Origin of the sequence: Pantoea sp. Ap-967 (assembly GCF_011752565.1) — a bacterium.
Taxonomy (GTDB): Bacteria; Pseudomonadota; Gammaproteobacteria; order Pseudomonadales; family Pseudomonadaceae; genus Aquipseudomonas.
In genome coordinates, this window is sequence record NZ_VWXK01000039.1 from 1 (window position 1) to 16,570 (window position 16,570).

The following is a 16,570-nucleotide window of genomic DNA, read 5'->3' on the forward strand; positions in this document are numbered from 1 at the left end:
GCGTTTATTTTGAAGTTTTTTGCGAGAAACTCGTTTAGCTTCAAACACTTGACTCGCTGCGATCTCTCGTAGCGGGAGGCGAATCATACAGCGTTTTGACACGCTGTCAACACTCACCTCAACCGCTGGCGATCTTTCGATCGAAGCCCTTTCAGTGACTTCTTAACAAGCTAACTCGTTGAATTTCAAGGAGTTTGTTGTTCCGATGTCGCTGGAAGTGGGGCGCATTATAAGGGGATTCGGAGGGGCGTCAACCTTTAATTTCAAGAATTTGAAATATAGAGGGGGAAGACCGTGTTACGGCTGGCAGGTGTCCGCCGCGACACGTTCAGCGCCTGGGAGATCGAGCGCCGCCCGCGCGGCGCTTCGCGAGCTGCGCTCGCTCCTACGTTTGTTTCGGGCCAGTGAGGCCTGGGGGATTGGCGCGCGAACGCCTTGGCGCATGCCTGGATATCGCGACGTACAAACAAGGGGCCGCGCGCGGTGGCCACATGAACACTGGCCCGAAACAAACGTAGGAGCGAGCAAAGCTCGCGAAGCGCCGCGCGGGCGGCGCTCGATCTCACAGGCGCCACACCTATAACGGCAGGCACCTCTCAAACCCAACCCGGTCTACAACAACCTCCTCAAACCACCCTCCCCGGCCTCCTGCCAACCCTGGACAACACCCGCGAAACCACAGGCACCCGCAGCACCATCAATACAACCCCAATACCCGCATAAATAGCCCACTCCCTCAAATCCGAGCGAACGATCCACAAAAAATGCAACAACCCCAACCCCAACACCCCATACACCAACCTGTGCAACTTCCTCCACCGCGCCCCCAACCGTCGCTGGCTATACCGGTTCGACGTCACCGCCAACACCAGCAACCCCAGAAACCCCAACGCCCCCACAATAATGTAGGGCCGCTTGCGCAGCTCCACCGCCAACTGCCCCCAGTCCAGCCCAAGGATGAAGAACAGGTACGCCATGATGTGCAACACAATATAGGCAAATACCCACAACCCCAGCTGCCGGCGTACTACGATCCAACCCGACCACCCCGTCAGCTTCTGCAGCGGCGTCATACACAAGGTCACCAGCAGGAACGTCAGCGCCCCAAGCCCAAGGCGGTCCATGATGATCTTCCCAGGGTCCGGCCCCAGCAGGTTCATCGCCGCCTCATACAACCACCACGCGGGGAACAGGCAGCCCACCATGAAAATGGCCAGCCGAAACCAGGGATAGCGCATCAATAGTTCTTCCGCAGGTCGAGCCCGGTGTACAGCGACGCCACCTCATCGGCGTAGCCATTGAACATCTGCGTCTCCCGCACGTTGGGACTGAACAGCCCGCTGGGCAAGCGCCGCTCACGTGCCTGGCTCCAGCGCGGGTGGTCGACGGTTGGGTTGACGTTGGCATAGAAGCCGTACTCGGTAGGCGCCAACCCTTCCCAGGTCGTGCCCGGTTGCTCGGCCACCAGGCTGATGCGCACGATCGACTTGATGCTCTTGAACCCATACTTCCACGGCACCACCAACCGCAGCGGCGCGCCATTCTGGTTGGCCAGCTCCCGGCCATACATGCCAACCGCCAGAATGGCCAAGGGATGCATGGCCTCATCCAGGCGCAAGCCTTCCCTATACGGCCAGTCGATCAAGGCGAACCCCGAGCGCTGCCCGGGCATGTGCTCAGGGTCCTTCAACGTTTCGAAGCGCACGTAGCGCGCCTTGGAAGTCGGCTCCACCTGCTTGAGCACCTGCGCCAAGGGAAAGCCCAGCCAGGGAATGACCATCGACCATGCCTCGACACAACGCAACCGGTAGATGCGCTCCTCAAGCTGGTAGGGTTTGACGAAGTCTTCCAGCGCGTAGCGCCCCGGCTTACCCACCTCGCCATCGACCACCACGCTCCAGGGTTCGGTCTTCAGGCTGCCTCCATTGGCTGCCGGGTCGCCCTTGTCGGGCCCGAACTCATAGAAGTTGTTGTAGTGGGTAGCGTCCTTGAACGGGGTAATTGCCTCGTCCCTGACCGTGACTGCCTGCCACTGCGTAGCCGCCAGCTTGTCCTTGAACCAGGCCGGAGCGGCGCCGGCCTCGGCATCGGCGTAGCGGCTGGCATCGGCTGCATGGCCCACACCAGGCAACGCGCCCAGGGCCAGGCCTGCCAGCGAACCACCCAGCAGGGTGCGACGGGAAAGGTAGATGCCTTCGGGGGTGATCTCTGCCGGCTTGCAGTCGGAGGAGCGGGGAAGCTTGATGAGCATGGGCGGCTCCACAGCACGGGATAACGGATGTACCCGTAAGACTGTGGAGCCGGAAGGTTATTCCAGCATTAAGCGATTTTCACGCTTTGCGCCGGCGCGCCTTCAGCAGGAACTGGATAGGGCCAGACGCTGCATAGGCAAGGAAGATCAGCAGCAGGATGCGCGGCGGGTCGCTGAACACCACGGCAAACACCAGCACCACCGCCAGGATCGCCACGAACGGCACGCGCCCCTTGAGGTCCAGCTCCTTGAAGCTGTTGTACTTGATGTTGCTGACCATCAGCATGCCGGCAGCCGCCACCAGCAGGGCCACCAGGAACGACAGCTTCGAGCCCTGGATGCCATAGTCGCTGAATGCCCACACGGTTCCCGCCACCACACCGGCCGCGGCCGGGCTGGCCAGGCCGATGAAATAGCGTTTGTCGGCGGTGCCGACCTGGGTGTTGAAGCGGGCCAGGCGCAGCGCCGCACCGGCTACATAGATGAAGGCGACCATCCAGCCGACCTTGCCCATGTCGCCCAGCGCCCAGCCAAAGGCCAGCAAGGCCGGGGCGACACCGAAGGCAACCATGTCCGACAGCGAGTCGTACTCGGCGCCGAAGGCACTCTGGGTATTGGTCATGCGTGCAACACGGCCATCCAGGCCATCGAGCACCATGGCAACGAAGATGGCGATGGCGGCAAAGGCGAAATACTTGCTCGCCTCGCGTGGGTCACCGGCACTCAGGGCGCTCTGTGCGCTCATCGAGCTGATGATGGAATAGAAGCCGGCAAACAGGTTGGCGGTGGTGAACAGGTTGGGCAGCAGGTAGATGCCGCGGTGGCGCACCTTGCGGCCTTCGGCGTCATGCCCTTCTTCAACGTGCTCATCGACAGGTAGCAGGCTTTCGGCGTCGGAGGCCTTGTTCGGCTCTTCGGGACGTTCGCTCATGGAGGGTACCTTGCAACAGGGTGGAAAATGTTCGACACGGGCCCGCGAAACAGGTTCTAACGGCGGGCCACTGGTCTGCTTTATACCAGAAGCAGGCAGCCAGAACGAAAAAACGCGGCCGAAGCCGCGTTTTTCATGAAGCGATGTTACTTAGTTCTTGGATTTGTCGACGATCTTGTTCGCCGAGATCCAAGGCATCATCGAGCGCAGTTGCTCGCCGATGATCTCGATGCCGTGCGAAGCGTTGTTACGACGCTTGGCGGTCATCGATGGGTAGTTGGTAGCGCCTTCGGAGATGAACATCTTCGCGTACTCGCCGTCCTGGATGCGCTTCAGAGCATTGCGCATGGCCTTGCGGGATTCTTCGTTGATGACTTCTGGGCCGGTGACGTACTCACCGTACTCGGCGTTGTTGGAGATCGAGTAGTTCATGTTGGCGATGCCGCCTTCGTACATGAGGTCAACGATCAGCTTCAGCTCGTGCAGGCACTCGAAGTAGGCCATTTCTGGCGCGTAACCAGCTTCAACCAGGGTTTCGAAACCGGCTTTGACCAGCTCGACGGTACCGCCGCACAGAACGGCTTGCTCACCGAACAGGTCGGTTTCAGTCTCGTCCTTGAAGGTGGTTTCGATGATGCCGGTACGGCCGCCACCGACGCCAGCGGCGTAGGACAGGGCGACGTTCTTGGCGTTGCCCGAAGCGTCCTGGTAGATAGCGATCAGGTCAGGGATACCGCCGCCTTTGACGAACTCGGAGCGAACGGTGTGGCCCGGGGCCTTCGGCGCGATCATGATCACGTCGAGGTCGGCACGCGGAACAACCTGGTTGTAGTGGATCGAGAAGCCGTGGGAGAAGGCCAGGGTAGCGCCCTTCTTGATGTTCGGCTCGATTTCGTTCTTGTACAGAGCGCCCTGGAACTCGTCCGGGGTCAGGATCATCACCAGGTCAGCCGCAGCGACAGCGGTGGCCACGTCGGCAACTTTCAGGCCGTGGGCTTCAGCCTTGGCAACGGTAGCCGAACCTTTACGCAGACCGACGGTAACGTCTACACCGGAGTCCTTCAGGTTGCACGCCTGGGCGTGGCCTTGGGAACCGTAACCGATGATGGCGACTTTCTTACCCTGGATGATGGAAAGGTCGCAGTCTTTATCGTAGAAAACTTTCATGAAAATACCCCTGGTTATATCTCGGCCCCTGCGGAGCCATCGCTAATTTTTGAATTTAGATGCTGAGCACTTTGTCGCCACGGGCAATGCCGGTAACGCCGCTGCGCACGGTTTCGAGAATCGATGCGGTGCCAATTGCCTGGATGAAGCTGTCCAGTTTGTCGCTGGTGCCGCTCAGCTGCACGGTGTACACGCTGGCGGTCACGTCGACGATCTGGCCACGGAAGATATCCGTGGTGCGCTTGATCTCGGCGCGCTGGGCACCGGTGGCCTTGACCTTGACCAGCATCAGTTCACGCTCGATGTGAGCGCTTTCCGACAGGTCGACGAGTTTCACCACCTCGACCAGCTTGTTCAGGTTCTTGGTGATCTGCTCGATCACTTCGTCATGGCCAACGGTAGTCAGCGTCAGACGCGACAGGGTCGGGTCTTCGGTCGGCGCCACGGTCAGGCTTTCAATGTTGTAGTTGCGCTGGGAGAACAGGCCGACCACACGGGACAGAGCACCGGGTTCGTTTTCCAGCAGCAGGGAAATGATGTGCCGCATATCAGGTACGCTCCGTCTTGCTCAGCCACATGTCACGCATCGAGCCATCCTTGATCTGCATCGGATAGACGTGCTCGCTGCGGTCGACCGCGATGTCGATGAACACCAGGCGGTCCTTCATCGCAAACGCTTCTTCCAGCTTCGGCTTGAGGTCCTTCAGGCTGGTGATGCGGATGCCCACATGGCCATAGGCCTCGGCCAGCTTGATGAAGTCAGGCAGCGACTCGACGTAGGAGTGCGAGTGACGGCCGTTGTAGGCCATGTCCTGCCACTGGCGAACCATGCCCAGTACACCGTTGTTCAGGTTGACGATTTTCACCGGCAAGCCGTACTGCATGCAGGTGGACAGCTCCTGGATGTTCATCTGGATACTGCCTTCGCCGGTCACGCAGGCCACGTCCTGGTCGGGGAAGTTGAGCTTCACGCCCATCGCCGCCGGGAAGCCGAAGCCCATGGTGCCCAGGCCACCGGAGTTGATCCAGCGGTTCGGCTTGTTGAAGCGGTAGTACTGCGCAGCGAACATCTGATGCTGGCCCACGTCGGAGGTGACGAAGGCATCGCCATGGGTCACTTCGCACAGGGTCTCGATGACTTTCTGCGGCTTGATGACATTGCCGTCACCCTTGTCGTAAGGGAACAGTTCGCCATCGCCACGCCACTCGTCGATCTGCTTCCACCAGGCATCCAGCGCCGCCTTGTCAGGCTGCTCGCCGATTTCCTTGAGGATGCCGAGCATTTCGCTGAGCACGCTGTCGACCGGGCCTACGATCGGCACGTCGGCCTTGATCATCTTGGAGATCGACGCCGGGTCGATATCGACGTGGATGATCTTGGCGTTCGGGCAGAACTTGGCCGGGCCGTTGACCACGCGGTCGTCGAAACGCGCACCGACGGCGAAGATCACGTCGGCATTGTGCATGGCCATGTTGGCAGTGAAGCTGCCGTGCATGCCGAGCATGCCGAGGAACTGGCGATCGGTACCCGGGAAGCCACCCAGCCCCATGAGGGTGTTGGTGACCGGCAGGTTCAGCGACTTGGCGATTTCGGTCAGGGCTTCGGAGCCACCGCCGAGAATCACGCCGCCGCCGGCGTAGACGATCGGGCGCTTGGCAGCCAGCAGCATCTCGGCCGCCTTGCGGATCTGGCCGGAGTGGCCACGTACCGCCGGGCTGTAGGAGCGCAGCTTGACCTTCTTCGGATAGACGTACTCGAACTTCTCGGCCGGATTGGTCATATCTTTTGGAATGTCGACCACGACCGGGCCTGGGCGACCGGATTGCGCCAGGTAGAAGGCTTTCTTGAGTACTTCAGGGATCTCGGTCGGGTTCTTGATCATGAAGCTGTGCTTCACGATCGGCCGCGAGATACCGATCATGTCGGTTTCCTGGAAGGCATCGGTGCCCACCATGGTGCTAGGCACCTGGCCGGACAGGATGACCATCGGGATGGAGTCCATGTAGGCGGTGGCGATGCCGGTAATGGCATTGGTCGCGCCCGGGCCGGAGGTTACCAGCACCACACCGGCCTTGCCGGTGGCGCGGGCGTAGCCGTCCGCCATATGGGTTGCCGCCTGCTCGTGGCGAACCAGGATGTGTTCCACTTCCGGTTCTTTGAACAGTGCGTCGTAAACATGAAGGAGAGCACCACCAGGGTACCCGTAGATGTGCTTAACGCCTTCGTCACGCAAGAAGCGGACGACCATCTCAGCGCCAGATAAAAGCTCCACGTTGTTCACCTCTAAAACGCCAGAATACCGCCCTCGATGGACGGGTCTTAATAGGTTTACTGCCAAGCAGAGCATGAGCGAACGTCAGCACTGACTGAGCAAGTATTGGGAGCGCCCCAGAGTGTTGCGGGGTTATCCCACCCAGCGCGAGGTAACGCGTTGCGGGGTGTAACAGGTCGGCGCGGGTGTGCGCCTCATGATCTGCTTAGCGGGTCTGCTTCTGGCAGTCCCTCTACAGCGGAATCTGGATTCTTGTGATTTGGCGGCAACAAGTCAAGAAAAATTATTGCCAATTTTCCCCCAAGATGAATTCCTGCCACCACTAAAAACCTAGTCGGCAGCAGAAAAAAGAAGATTTCCACAAAAAAGGGCCACAATCTGCGGGCCTTGAAGGAAAAACTGAAGAAATCAGGCGGAAGGAGCGATCAATTGGTCGAAAGCTGCCAACAGTCGGCGCAGCTCGCGACTTTGCTCCGGCCGATTGGTGAACACCGTTTCGGCCATCACCAGGATGCTCGAAGCATTGGGCAGCGGCTGGCCCAGCTCGATGATGATCTTCATGCGTGGCAGGAAGATCCACTGCAGCCACTGCTCGAAGCTCAAGGTATCCACCGCGAACGGCACGGTGCTGGCCAGCGCTTCGTCGCTGGGGGCCTCGTCGTCCCACCAGCCCTGCACCTGCAGCTCACGCTCGATGAGCAGCAGGTGGTCGGCGATGTCGAGGATCCGCTGCTCGACCATCAGGAGCTCACCCGTGCTTTCTGCCGGGCCAGTGCGGCGCCGGCGCTGTCGCCCTGCTTCTCGCGGGCCTGGGCGATGGTGTTCCACAGCTCGGCCTGCAGGTCAGGGCGGCCGTTGGCGTAGGTCAGGGCGCGGCGTGCCAGTTGCTCGGCCTGGGGCGCATCGCCCTGGGACAGGCGCACCTGGGCCAGGCGGAACAGCACCTGCGGCTCGCGCGGGGCGATACGCTGGGCGCGCTCCAGGCTGGAGGCGGCGCCATTGAAGTCACCGCTGCCCTGTTGCGACTGGGCCGTGGTCAGCAGCGCCAGCACCGGGCCGTCGAGCTGTTCGTCGGCCGACAGGCCACCGGATGCGCCGCTGCGGGGAATGCCGGTGGGTGCGCTGGTGGCGGCCGGGGCGCTGTTCATCGAGGCGATGTCGAACGGTTCGTCGGCAATCGGGTTGGGATTGGTGGTCATCGGCGCCGATGTTTCAGGGCCGGGGGTAATCGGCCCGGTGCTGATCGGCGCCGCCCCGTTGTTCGCCGGGAAGGTCTGGATGCCGGAGGCACCGGCGCCCTGCGGGATCATCACGGTGACGCCGGAGTCCTCAGGCAGCGACTGCGCCTGCGCGGTGCCACGCCCCGTCGCCACAGGGGCACGGTTGGCCTGCATCCGTTCACTGTTGGACACCCGGGTGCTGGAATCCACCACCGGGATATTGCCGCGCTGGACGCTGGAACACCCCTGGAGCACTACCAGCGCCGTCACGGCAGGAAACAGCCACTTATTCAATTCACACCTCATCAATGCTGCTCAGGGCTCAGTTCATCCAGCCCTTGACCCAGTCCATGACCGACTCTGCCGGATTCTGCTCACCGCCACAGGTTGCCCCGGCAGGCGGCTCGCTGCCGCGAATATACGGCATCTGCACGGCACCCGGACAGCTACTGTCGGAACCTTTGCCGCTGTAGGGGTCGATCCAGGCCTGCACGACGTTGTCTGGCTGCGGCATGTCCAACGGCAGCGGCTCGGCTTTCTTCATGAAGCTGGTCCATACCTGCAGCGCGCCGGTGGCACCGGTGAACGGCGTCTTGCCGTTGTCGTCGCGGCCCATCCACACCACCGCCAGCAGGTCCTGGCTGAAGCCCGAGAACCAGCTGTCGCGCGAGTCGTTGCTGGTGCCGGTCTTGCCCGCCAGGGTCAGCGAGCTTGGCAGCACGTTGTACACCGAGCGGCCAGTACCTTCACGCATCACCCGCTGCATGGCGTTCTGCACCAGGTAGATGGACCCCGGGTCGAAGGTTTGCTGGATCTGGAACGGGTAGCGCTTGAGCGGCTCGCCCTCGGCGGTGAGCACGCTGCGGATACCGCGCATCGGCGTGTTGAAGCCACCGTTGGCGATGGTCTGGTACATGGTCGCAACTTGCATCGGCGACATGCCGCCGGCGCCGAGCAACATCGCCGGGAAGGCCGGCCAGTCGACGTTGACGCCCAGGCGGCCGATGGTCTTGATCACGTTCGGCACGCCCACTTCCAGGCCCAGCTTGGCCGTCGACAGGTTCAACGAGTTGGCCAGCCCCTGGTACAGGTAGATGGTGCCATGCGGGCGCCGGTCGTAGTTTTGCGGGCGCCACACCTGGCCATCGGCCCCTTTGACCGAGAATGGCTCATCCTGCACCCAGGTGGTCAGCGTGTATTTGCTGGGCTGCTCCAGTGCAGTCAGGTAAACCGCAGGCTTGACCAGCGAGCCGATCGGGCGCACGGCGTCGATGGCGCGGTTGAAGCCGGCAAAGCCCGACTGGCGGCTGCCGATCAAGGCCTGCACCTCGCCGGTTTCCGGGTTGGTCACGACCATCGCCGATTCCACCTCGTCGGCGCCCTTGCGCCCGGCCAGGCGCTTGAAGGTTTCGGCCATGGAGGTTTCGGCCTTCATCTGCAGGATCGGGTCGAAGCTGGTGAAGATGCGCAGGCCTTCTTCGGTCAAGTCTTCGTCGCGGTAGTCCTGGCGCAGCTGGCGCTTGACCAGGTCGAGGAAGGCCGGGAACGAGCTGTCGGCCAGGCTGCCGCGCTTGGTCACGCCCAGTGGCATCTTCTTCGCCGCATCGACTTCGGCCTGGGTAGCCACGCCCTGCTCGGCCACCAGGTCCAGCACCAGGTTGCGGCGGGCCAGGGCACGTTCAGGGTAACGGCGCGGGTTGTAGTAGGACGGGCCCTTGACCATGCCCACCAGCAAGGCGATCTGGTGCAGCTTGAGCTCCGACAGCGGCTGGCTGAAGAAGAACTGGCTGGCCAGGCCAAAGCCGTGCACCGCACGCTGGCCGTCCTGACCGATGAACACCTCGTTGAGGTAGGCCTCGAGGATTTCCCGCTTGTCGTAGTGCATTTCCAGCAGCATGGCCATCATCGCTTCGGTGAGCTTGCGGCTAAGGCTGCGTTCGCTGGTGAGGTAGAAGTTCTTCACCAACTGCTGGGTCAGGGTACTGCCGCCCTGGCGCATCGAGCCGGACGAGGTGTTCACCCACATGGCCCGGGCGATGGACTTGGGCGACACGCCGAAGTGGTGATAGAAGTCCCGGTCTTCGGTGGCCACCAGGGTTTCGAGCAGGTAAGGCGGCACCTGGTCGATCTTGATCAGAATGCGGTCTTCGAGGTTTTTCGGGTAGATGCCGCCGATCATCAGCGGTTCAAGGCGCACAACGTCGAGTTTCTTGCCATTGGCGCCAGCCAGGTCCGCCACGTAGTCGCCGGAGAATCGCACGCGCACGAACTGCGCAGGTTCCATGCCCTCGTAGAACTGGAAGCCACGGGTATTGAGGTCGACGGTATTGCCGTTGATCGCCGCCGCGCCCGGGCCGTTGGCTGCGCTTTCACGCCGGTAGCCGAGGGCATCGAGCTCGGTCAGGAAGTCGTTCTTGCTCAGTTTCTGGCCACTGAACAGCTCCAGCGGCCGGGCATACACCTTGGCCGGGATGGTCCAGCGCTTGCCGGAGAACTTCTCCTGAACGATGGCATCGAGGTAAACCGCGAAGCCGGCAACGATCACCAGGCCGACCAGGCTGAGCTTCAAGGCCCAGCCCAGCCAGGCGCGCGAGCGGCCGGTCGGGCGTTTCTGAGGGGTGCGGGAATTTCGGGTTCGAGTCATGGCGGCGGATTATACGCACTTTATAAAAGGTGGGCAGGCGCCCCCTGGCGGTAGGCAGGGACGGCACCATTGACCATAATGGCGCTTTCGAATTCCCTGAGCCCGGAAGGATTTCCTGTGAGCCAAGCCCTAATCACCGCGTTGCAGAACCCTGCCTTGTACCCCCACCCCGTGGACGGGTTCCAACTGATCGAGACGCACATCTCCTGGGTCCTGCTCACTGGCGAGTATGCCTACAAGATCAAGAAGCCGATGAACTTCGGCTTCCTCGACTTCACCGGCCTCGACCAGCGCCAGCACTTCTGCCACGAAGAGTTGCGCCTCAACCAACGCCTGACCGAAGGCCTGTACCTGGACGTGTTGCCGATTACCGGCAGCGCCGAGGCCCCGCAGATCGGCGGTGACGGTGAAGCGATCGAGTTCGTGCTGAAGATGCGCCAGTTCCCCCAGGGCCAGATGCTCAGCACCTTGCAGGCCAATGGCGAGCTCAATGCCGGCCATATCGACCAGATGGCCCGGCAAATTGCCGAATTCCACCTGCAGGCACCGAAAGTGCCGGTCGAGCACCCGCTGGGCACTCCGGACAGCGTGATGGCGCCGGTTGAGCAGAACTTCGAGCAGATCCGCCCGTTCCTCAGCGACAAGGCCGACCTGCAGCAACTGGACAACCTCCAGGCCTGGGCACGCAGCAGCTTCGAGCGCCTGCACGGCCTGCTCCAGGCGCGCAAGGCCGACGGTTTCATCCGCGAATGCCACGGTGACATCCACCTGGGCAACGCCACCCTGATCGACGGCAAGGTGGTGATTTTCGACTGCATCGAGTTCAACGAGCCGTTCCGCCTGACCGACGTGTATGCCGACGTCGGCTTCCTGGCCATGGACCTGGAAGACCGTGGCCTGAAGTGCCTGGCCCGGCGTTTCGTCAGCCAGTACCTGGAATTGACCGGCGACTACGCAGGCCTGGAGCTGCTGAATTTCTACAAGGCCTACCGCGCCCTGGTCCGGGCCAAGGTTGCCCTGTTCAGCCTGCCGGCCGACGCCGACGGCGTGCAGCGTGCCACCACCCTGCGCACCTACCGCAACTACGCCAACCTGGCCGAAAGCTACAGCGCCATCCCGTCGCGCCTGCTGGCCATCACCCACGGTGTTTCGGCGGTGGGCAAAAGCCACGTGGCCATGCGCCTGGTCGAGGCCCTGGGTGCGGTGCGGGTGCGTTCGGATGTAGAGCGCAAGCGCCTGTTCGGCGAGCAGCAGGCACAGGACGCCAACCAGCTGGCCAGCGGCATTTATGCCCAGGACGCCAGCACCGCGACCTACCAGCGCCTGCACGCCCTGGCCGCGACCATCCTGCGCGCCGGCTTCCCGGTGGTGCTCGATGCCACCTACCTCAAGGCACAACAGCGCCAGGACGCAGCGGCGGTTGCCCGCGAGACCGGCGTGCCGTTCCTGATCCTCGACTGCCACGCCCCGGAGGCGGTGATCGCCAGCTGGCTGGCCCAGCGCCAGGCCGAGAACGCGGACCCGTCGGACGCCACCCTGGAAGTGGTCAAGGCCCAGCAGGCCAGCCGCGAGCCGTTGAGCGCCGATGAACTGGCCCAGAGCACCGGCGTCGATACCCAGGACGGCGGCAGCATGGACCAGGTGATCGAGCAGATTCGCCAGCGGTTGCCTGGTTTGTAAGCCTGCATCGCCTGCTGATCCAGCAGGCGACGCCGCCCTGGTAGGAGCGAGCGTAGCTCGCGATGGGGCGCGCAGCGGCCCCAGCGTTGCAGCTTCGCAGTTCATCACGCCGGGGCTGCCTTGCAGCCCATCGCGAGCTGCGCTCGCTCCTACCGGGTAGGCAAAAGGCCCGGATAGGCGGCAGCTCGTCGCCGCCGATGGCAAAAGGCCGCGCATTTACCATCCCCCGCTACACTCCTCTCTGCCCTGCTCGCGATTTATCCCCACGACCCGTTCAGCCATCGCAAGGAGGCTCGATGAACGATGAATTGCAGCACCTGAAAAACCTTGGCAAGACCTCCGCGCAGTGGTTGCATGCGGCCGGTATCCACAGTGCGTCGGACCTGCGTCGGTTAGGTGCGGTGGGTGCTTATCAAGCAGTGAAGACCCGCGGTTTCCGGGCCTCGAAAGTGCTGTTGTACGCGATTGAAGGCGCGCTGTTGGACATGCACTGGAACGACTTGCCGGCCGAACGCAAGGAAGCGCTCAACCAGCAACTCGATGCCAAAACCTGCGCAGCGAAAAAAAATGGAAATTAATGCTCACAGGGGATTGACGTCGAAATGAGAATCGTTATGATTATCACAACTGGTCGCGAGACTGGTTGGATAAGCTAAGAGCCCCTGGTTCGGACTCTCAGATTATCTCCTCATCAGGCTAATCACGGTTATTGACCCGGCATTTTGCCGGGTCTTTTTTTTGCCTGCCGATAAGCGCGCCTCTAACGGGTGATGTAACCCCGGTGCGTTCTTCTACCTGCGCAGTTGCGCGCAATAATCCTGCTCCGGCAGCGCCGCCGTATACCACACATAATCGGCCATCCCAGGTGTCACCACCTCGCCCACCTCCGCCAGCAGCAGCACCGCGCTTTGCCCTTTGGCGCCCAAATCCGCCAGGTGCAACGGCACCCCCAGGTCCTTGCGCGCGTGATAAGCCCCGGTCAACAGCAGGGCCGGCTGTGGCGCCGCCAACAGGCGCTCGGCAATGCGCCGGTCACGCTGCTGCTGAACCGCCAGCATCGCCGGCAACTGGCTTTCCGGCAGCAAGCCGCAATGCCCCTGGCGCACCTGCTCCAGCAGCGCCGCCTTCACCTGCGGCGCATTCGAGTGCTGGCCGGGCACCGAGGTGGGCTGGCCATAGGCTTGACGGACTTCACTCGGTGACAGGTTGGCCGCCAACAGCGGCACATGCTGCTGCAAGGCTTCACGCACGATGGGCCCGTACAGTTGCCAGTCCCAGCCCTGCTCCCAGGCCAGCGCCTTGGGCAGGTCCTGGGGCAGTTGCGCCTGCCCGGCGAGCGCATCGGCCCGCGCCTGCTGCTCGGGCTGGAGCATTTCCAGCAACAGGCTGCCCTGGGCGCGGCGCGCCTGCAGCGCCCGCATCAGCCACAGCTGCAAGGCATGGTGGTCGGGGTTGTCGTGCTTCTCGCCCACCAGCACACGGGGTGCATCCGCCAGTTGCCGAACCAGTTGCGCGGGGCTGATGAGCTGGCCGCTGGCCAGGTCGCGAATTTGCCCAAGTTCGGCATCCTGGCGCCCCTCGCTGGCCTGCCAGGCAGGCAAGGGCGGCAGGCTGGCCTGGCAGCCCCCCAGCATCAACAGCAAGCCCAGCACACTACCGGTCAGTACAGGATGACGCATGGGCAAGGCCTCCTAGCGGGTGATGATCAGTGGGTGCCCCCGTTCCGGGTGGGGCTGCACCAGTACGTCGATGCCGAACACAGCCTTCAGCGCCAGCGGGGTCAGCACTTCTGCCGGCGTGGCCAGGGCATGGCAGCGCCCGCCATCGAGCAGCAGGATACGGTCACAGTAGCGCGCCGCCAGGTTCAGGTCATGCAGGATCACCAGCACCGCCGCGCCCCGGTCGGCAAACCGGCGCACGGCGTCCAGGGTGGTGTGCTGGTGCAAGGGGTCGAGCGCCGAGGTGGGCTCGTCGAGCAGCAACGTGGCGCCCTCGTCACCGGGCCACAGCTGCGCCAGCACCCGTGCCAGGTGCACCCGTTGCCGCTCGCCACCGGACAAGGCCAGGTAACTGCGCTGCACCAGGTGCCAGGCGTCGGCGGCGCGCAGGGCGGCCTCGACGATCTGCGCATCGCGCTGTTGCCCGGTGCCGTGGGGCATGCGCCCCATGCCCACCACTTCCTCGACCTTGAACGAGAAGCCCAGGCTCGAAGCCTGCGGCAGTACCGCCAGTGACCGGGCGCGCGCCTGGCCGGCCCAGTCCGCCAGTGGCCTGTCGTGTAGGGTGACCCGCCCGCGGTCAGGCGCAAGCTCCCCGCACATCACGCCCAGCAGGCTGCTCTTGCCAGCCCCGTTCGGGCCCAGCACACCCACCACTTGCCCCGGCTCCAGCTGCAGGTCAATGCCCTGCAGCACGTCATTGTCGCCACGGCGCAGGTGCAGGCCTTCTACTCGCAACATCAGCTGCGCCCTCGAATCAGCAGGAACAGGAAGAACGGCGCCCCGATAAAGGCGGTGACGATACCGATCGGCAGCTCAGCAGGCGCCAGCAGCAAGCGCGCGGCCAGGTCGGCAAACAGCATCAGCACGCCACCGGCCAACAATGAAGCGGGCAGCACCACCCGGTGATCGGGCCCGGCGAGCAAACGCACCAGGTGCGGCACCACCAGGCCGATAAAGCCGATCAGCCCGGCCGCCGCCACCGCCGCGCCCACGCCCAGCGCCGTGCACAACACCAGCTCGCGCTTGAGCCGTTCCACGTCGACGCCAAGGTGGCGGGCCTCCGACTCGCCCAGCAGCAACGCATTCAACGCCTTTGCCCGGCGTGGCAGCCACAGCGCAACGCCCCCGGCCACCAGCAGCAATGGCCAAAGCCGGTCATAGCTGGCGCCATTGAGGCTGCCCAGGTTCCAGAAGGTCAGGGTCCGCAGGGTGGCATCGTCGGCCAGGTAGGAGAACAAACCTACTGCCGCGCCGCCCAGGGCGGTCATCGCCACACCGGCGAGCAGCATCGTGGCGACGTTGGTCTGCCCGTCGCGCCGCCCCAGGCGGTACACCAACGCCGTCACGCCCAACCCGCCAATGAACGCGCACAGCGACAACAGGTAGGGGGCAAGCACATCCGGGATGCCGCCCAGCCAGCTGCCGCCGACAATCGCCACGGCCGCCCCCATCGCAGCGCCAGCCGCTACCCCCACCAACCCAGGGTCGGCCAACGGGTTGCGAAACAGCCCCTGCATGGCCACGCCAGACAACGCCAACACGCCACCCACCGCCAGGCCCAGCAAGGTCCGCGGCAGGCGAATCTGGCCAAGGATCATCTCGGCCTGTTCCAGGCCATTGGCGGCAACTGGCAGCCCCAACAGCCGCAACCCGGCACGCAAGGTATCGACCAACGGCAGGCTCACCGGCCCCAGGGCCAGCGACAGCCAGATTGCCAACAGGCACAAGAAGGTCAGGCAGGTAAACAGGGTGCGTGGCTGAATCCGTTGCTTCATCGAGCAGTGCTAGCCGGGTAGAAGGCGGTCGCCAGTTGCTGCAGGGTCGCCGGCAAACGCGGGCCGAGGCCACCGACCAGCAAGGTCGGGTCCAGCGAAATCAGGCGCTTTTCACGCACGGCGCGCGAGGCCGCCAGGGCCGGGTTTTCCTTGATCAGTGCCTGCAGGGCCTGCTCGCCGGTCAGGGCACGGTCGGACACCACCACCACATCCGGGTCCAGCGCGGCCAAGGCCTCGTTGGAGAAGTTCTTGTAGCCCTGATGCTCAGCCAGGTTATGCCCCCCTGCCTGGCGCAACACCCAGTCACCCGCCGTGCCTTGCCCGGCGATCAACGGCTTGGCACCGGCATGGCCTACCAGCAACAGCACGCCGGGGGCCTTATGGTTGGCCTGGGCCTGCTTGACCTGGGCCTGCAGCGCCTGCAATTGCTGGTGGTAATCCGCCGCCAGCTGCGCGGCCTGCGCCTGGGCGCCCAGCAGGCTGCCCAGGTGCTTGAGGTTTTCATCCACGGCCGTGAGCTCGGCCTGGCTGGAGAACAGTTCCACCCGCACCCCCGCCTTGCGGATCTGCGCCAGCACCGGCGGTGGCCCCATTTCCTCGGTGCCCACCAGCACATCCGGGCGCAGGCTGAGAATGCCTTCGGCAGACAGCTGCCGCTGGTAACCGATGCTCGGCAGCGCCTTCAGCGATTCGGGGTGCTGGCTGGTGGTGTCGACACCAACCAACCGCGGCTCGCCGCCCAGGGCACTGATCCACTCGCTCAACGCCCCGCCAGCACTGACCCAGCGCTGCGGCAGGTCGGCAGCCAGAGCCTGGGCTGAAGCAACGAGGGCTGCGCACAAGGCGAGCAAGGCAGCGGGACGGCGCATCATTGGGGTTTCCTTCTAAAGGCGGGCCACACGCCTTGT

Annotated in this window: 15 protein-coding genes; 2 read left to right on the forward strand and 13 right to left on the reverse strand. The window is 63.5% G+C overall.

Features of this window, described 5'->3' with window-relative positions; genetic code table 11:
* Nucleotides 1–626: 626 nt before the first annotated feature.
* From msrQ to mrcB, 9 genes are all read right to left on the reverse strand, one after another.
* Entirely contained in the window at nt 627–1,238 is a 612-nt protein-coding gene (gene msrQ, locus F3J45_RS26500) for a protein-methionine-sulfoxide reductase heme-binding subunit MsrQ (RefSeq protein ID WP_167070080.1), read from the reverse strand.
* Nucleotides 1,238–2,251 carry a protein-methionine-sulfoxide reductase catalytic subunit MsrP gene (gene msrP / locus F3J45_RS26505; RefSeq protein WP_167070082.1) on the reverse strand — a complete coding sequence of 338 codons (1,014 nt, stop codon included), beginning with the start codon at nt 2,249–2,251 and terminating at the stop codon, nt 1,238–1,240. The genes msrQ and msrP overlap by 1 nt, the downstream gene beginning before the upstream one ends.
* Before the next feature lie 79 nt (nt 2,252–2,330).
* On the reverse strand, nt 2,331–3,182 hold the full coding sequence (pssA, locus tag F3J45_RS26510; RefSeq protein ID WP_167070084.1) for a CDP-diacylglycerol--serine O-phosphatidyltransferase: 852 nt from the start codon (nt 3,180–3,182) through the stop codon (nt 2,331–2,333).
* 150 nt (nt 3,183–3,332) lie between these two features.
* A complete protein-coding gene (gene ilvC, locus F3J45_RS26515) occupies nt 3,333–4,349 on the reverse strand; it encodes a ketol-acid reductoisomerase (RefSeq protein WP_167070086.1) in 1,017 nt (338 codons plus the stop codon).
* Nucleotides 4,350–4,404: 55 nt separating this feature from the next.
* Nucleotides 4,405–4,896, reverse strand: a complete 492-nt coding sequence (ilvN, locus tag F3J45_RS26520) for an acetolactate synthase small subunit (protein WP_003250040.1) — start codon at nt 4,894–4,896, stop codon at nt 4,405–4,407.
* A 1-nt stretch (nt 4,897) separates the two neighbouring features.
* A complete protein-coding gene (locus F3J45_RS26525; protein WP_159408831.1) occupies nt 4,898–6,622 on the reverse strand; it encodes an acetolactate synthase 3 large subunit in 1,725 nt (574 codons plus the stop codon).
* Nucleotides 6,623–7,030: 408 nt separating this feature from the next.
* The gene (locus tag F3J45_RS26530) at nt 7,031–7,363 is read right to left on the reverse strand and encodes a YqcC family protein (RefSeq protein WP_167070088.1); all 333 of its coding nucleotides are present in this window, start codon (nt 7,361–7,363) and stop codon (nt 7,031–7,033) included.
* The gene (locus F3J45_RS26535) at nt 7,363–8,136 is read right to left on the reverse strand and encodes a tetratricopeptide repeat protein (protein ID WP_205300696.1); all 774 of its coding nucleotides are present in this window, start codon (nt 8,134–8,136) and stop codon (nt 7,363–7,365) included. Before F3J45_RS26535 ends, F3J45_RS26530 begins: the two co-directional genes overlap by 1 nt.
* Nucleotides 8,137–8,164: 28 nt before the next feature.
* Nucleotides 8,165–10,486, reverse strand: coding sequence for a penicillin-binding protein 1B (mrcB, locus tag F3J45_RS26540; protein WP_167070092.1), 2,322 nt, complete (start codon nt 10,484–10,486; stop codon nt 8,165–8,167).
* A gap of 117 nt (nt 10,487–10,603) precedes the next feature.
* On the opposite strand from mrcB, the gene F3J45_RS26545 reads away from it, so the two are divergent.
* Both F3J45_RS26545 and F3J45_RS26550 read left to right on the forward strand, forming a co-directional pair.
* The gene (locus F3J45_RS26545) at nt 10,604–12,166 is read left to right on the forward strand and encodes a bifunctional aminoglycoside phosphotransferase/ATP-binding protein (RefSeq protein WP_167070094.1); all 1,563 of its coding nucleotides are present in this window, start codon (nt 10,604–10,606) and stop codon (nt 12,164–12,166) included.
* 296 nt (nt 12,167–12,462) lie between these two features.
* Nucleotides 12,463–12,744: a TfoX/Sxy family protein gene (locus F3J45_RS26550; protein ID WP_167070096.1), complete on the forward strand. Its 282-nt coding sequence runs from the start codon at nt 12,463–12,465 to the stop codon at nt 12,742–12,744.
* A 213-nt stretch (nt 12,745–12,957) separates the two neighbouring features.
* Here F3J45_RS26550 and F3J45_RS26555 read toward each other — a convergent pair whose 3' ends face one another.
* The 4 genes from F3J45_RS26555 to F3J45_RS26570 are packed head-to-tail and all read right to left on the reverse strand — an operon-like array spanning nt 12,958 to nt 16,534.
* Nucleotides 12,958–13,845, reverse strand: coding sequence for a ChaN family lipoprotein (locus F3J45_RS26555; RefSeq protein ID WP_167070098.1), 888 nt, complete (start codon nt 13,843–13,845; stop codon nt 12,958–12,960).
* Between the two features lie 12 nt (nt 13,846–13,857).
* Complete coding sequence (locus F3J45_RS26560; protein WP_167070100.1) at nt 13,858–14,625, reverse strand: heme ABC transporter ATP-binding protein; 768 nt, start codon at nt 14,623–14,625, stop codon at nt 13,858–13,860.
* A complete protein-coding gene (locus F3J45_RS26565) occupies nt 14,625–15,662 on the reverse strand; it encodes an iron ABC transporter permease (RefSeq protein WP_167070102.1) in 1,038 nt (345 codons plus the stop codon). The genes F3J45_RS26560 and F3J45_RS26565 overlap by 1 nt, the downstream gene beginning before the upstream one ends.
* Entirely contained in the window at nt 15,659–16,534 is an 876-nt protein-coding gene (locus tag F3J45_RS26570; RefSeq protein WP_167070104.1) for a hemin ABC transporter substrate-binding protein, read from the reverse strand. The genes F3J45_RS26565 and F3J45_RS26570 overlap by 4 nt, the downstream gene beginning before the upstream one ends.
* Nucleotides 16,535–16,570 lie beyond the last annotated feature (36 nt).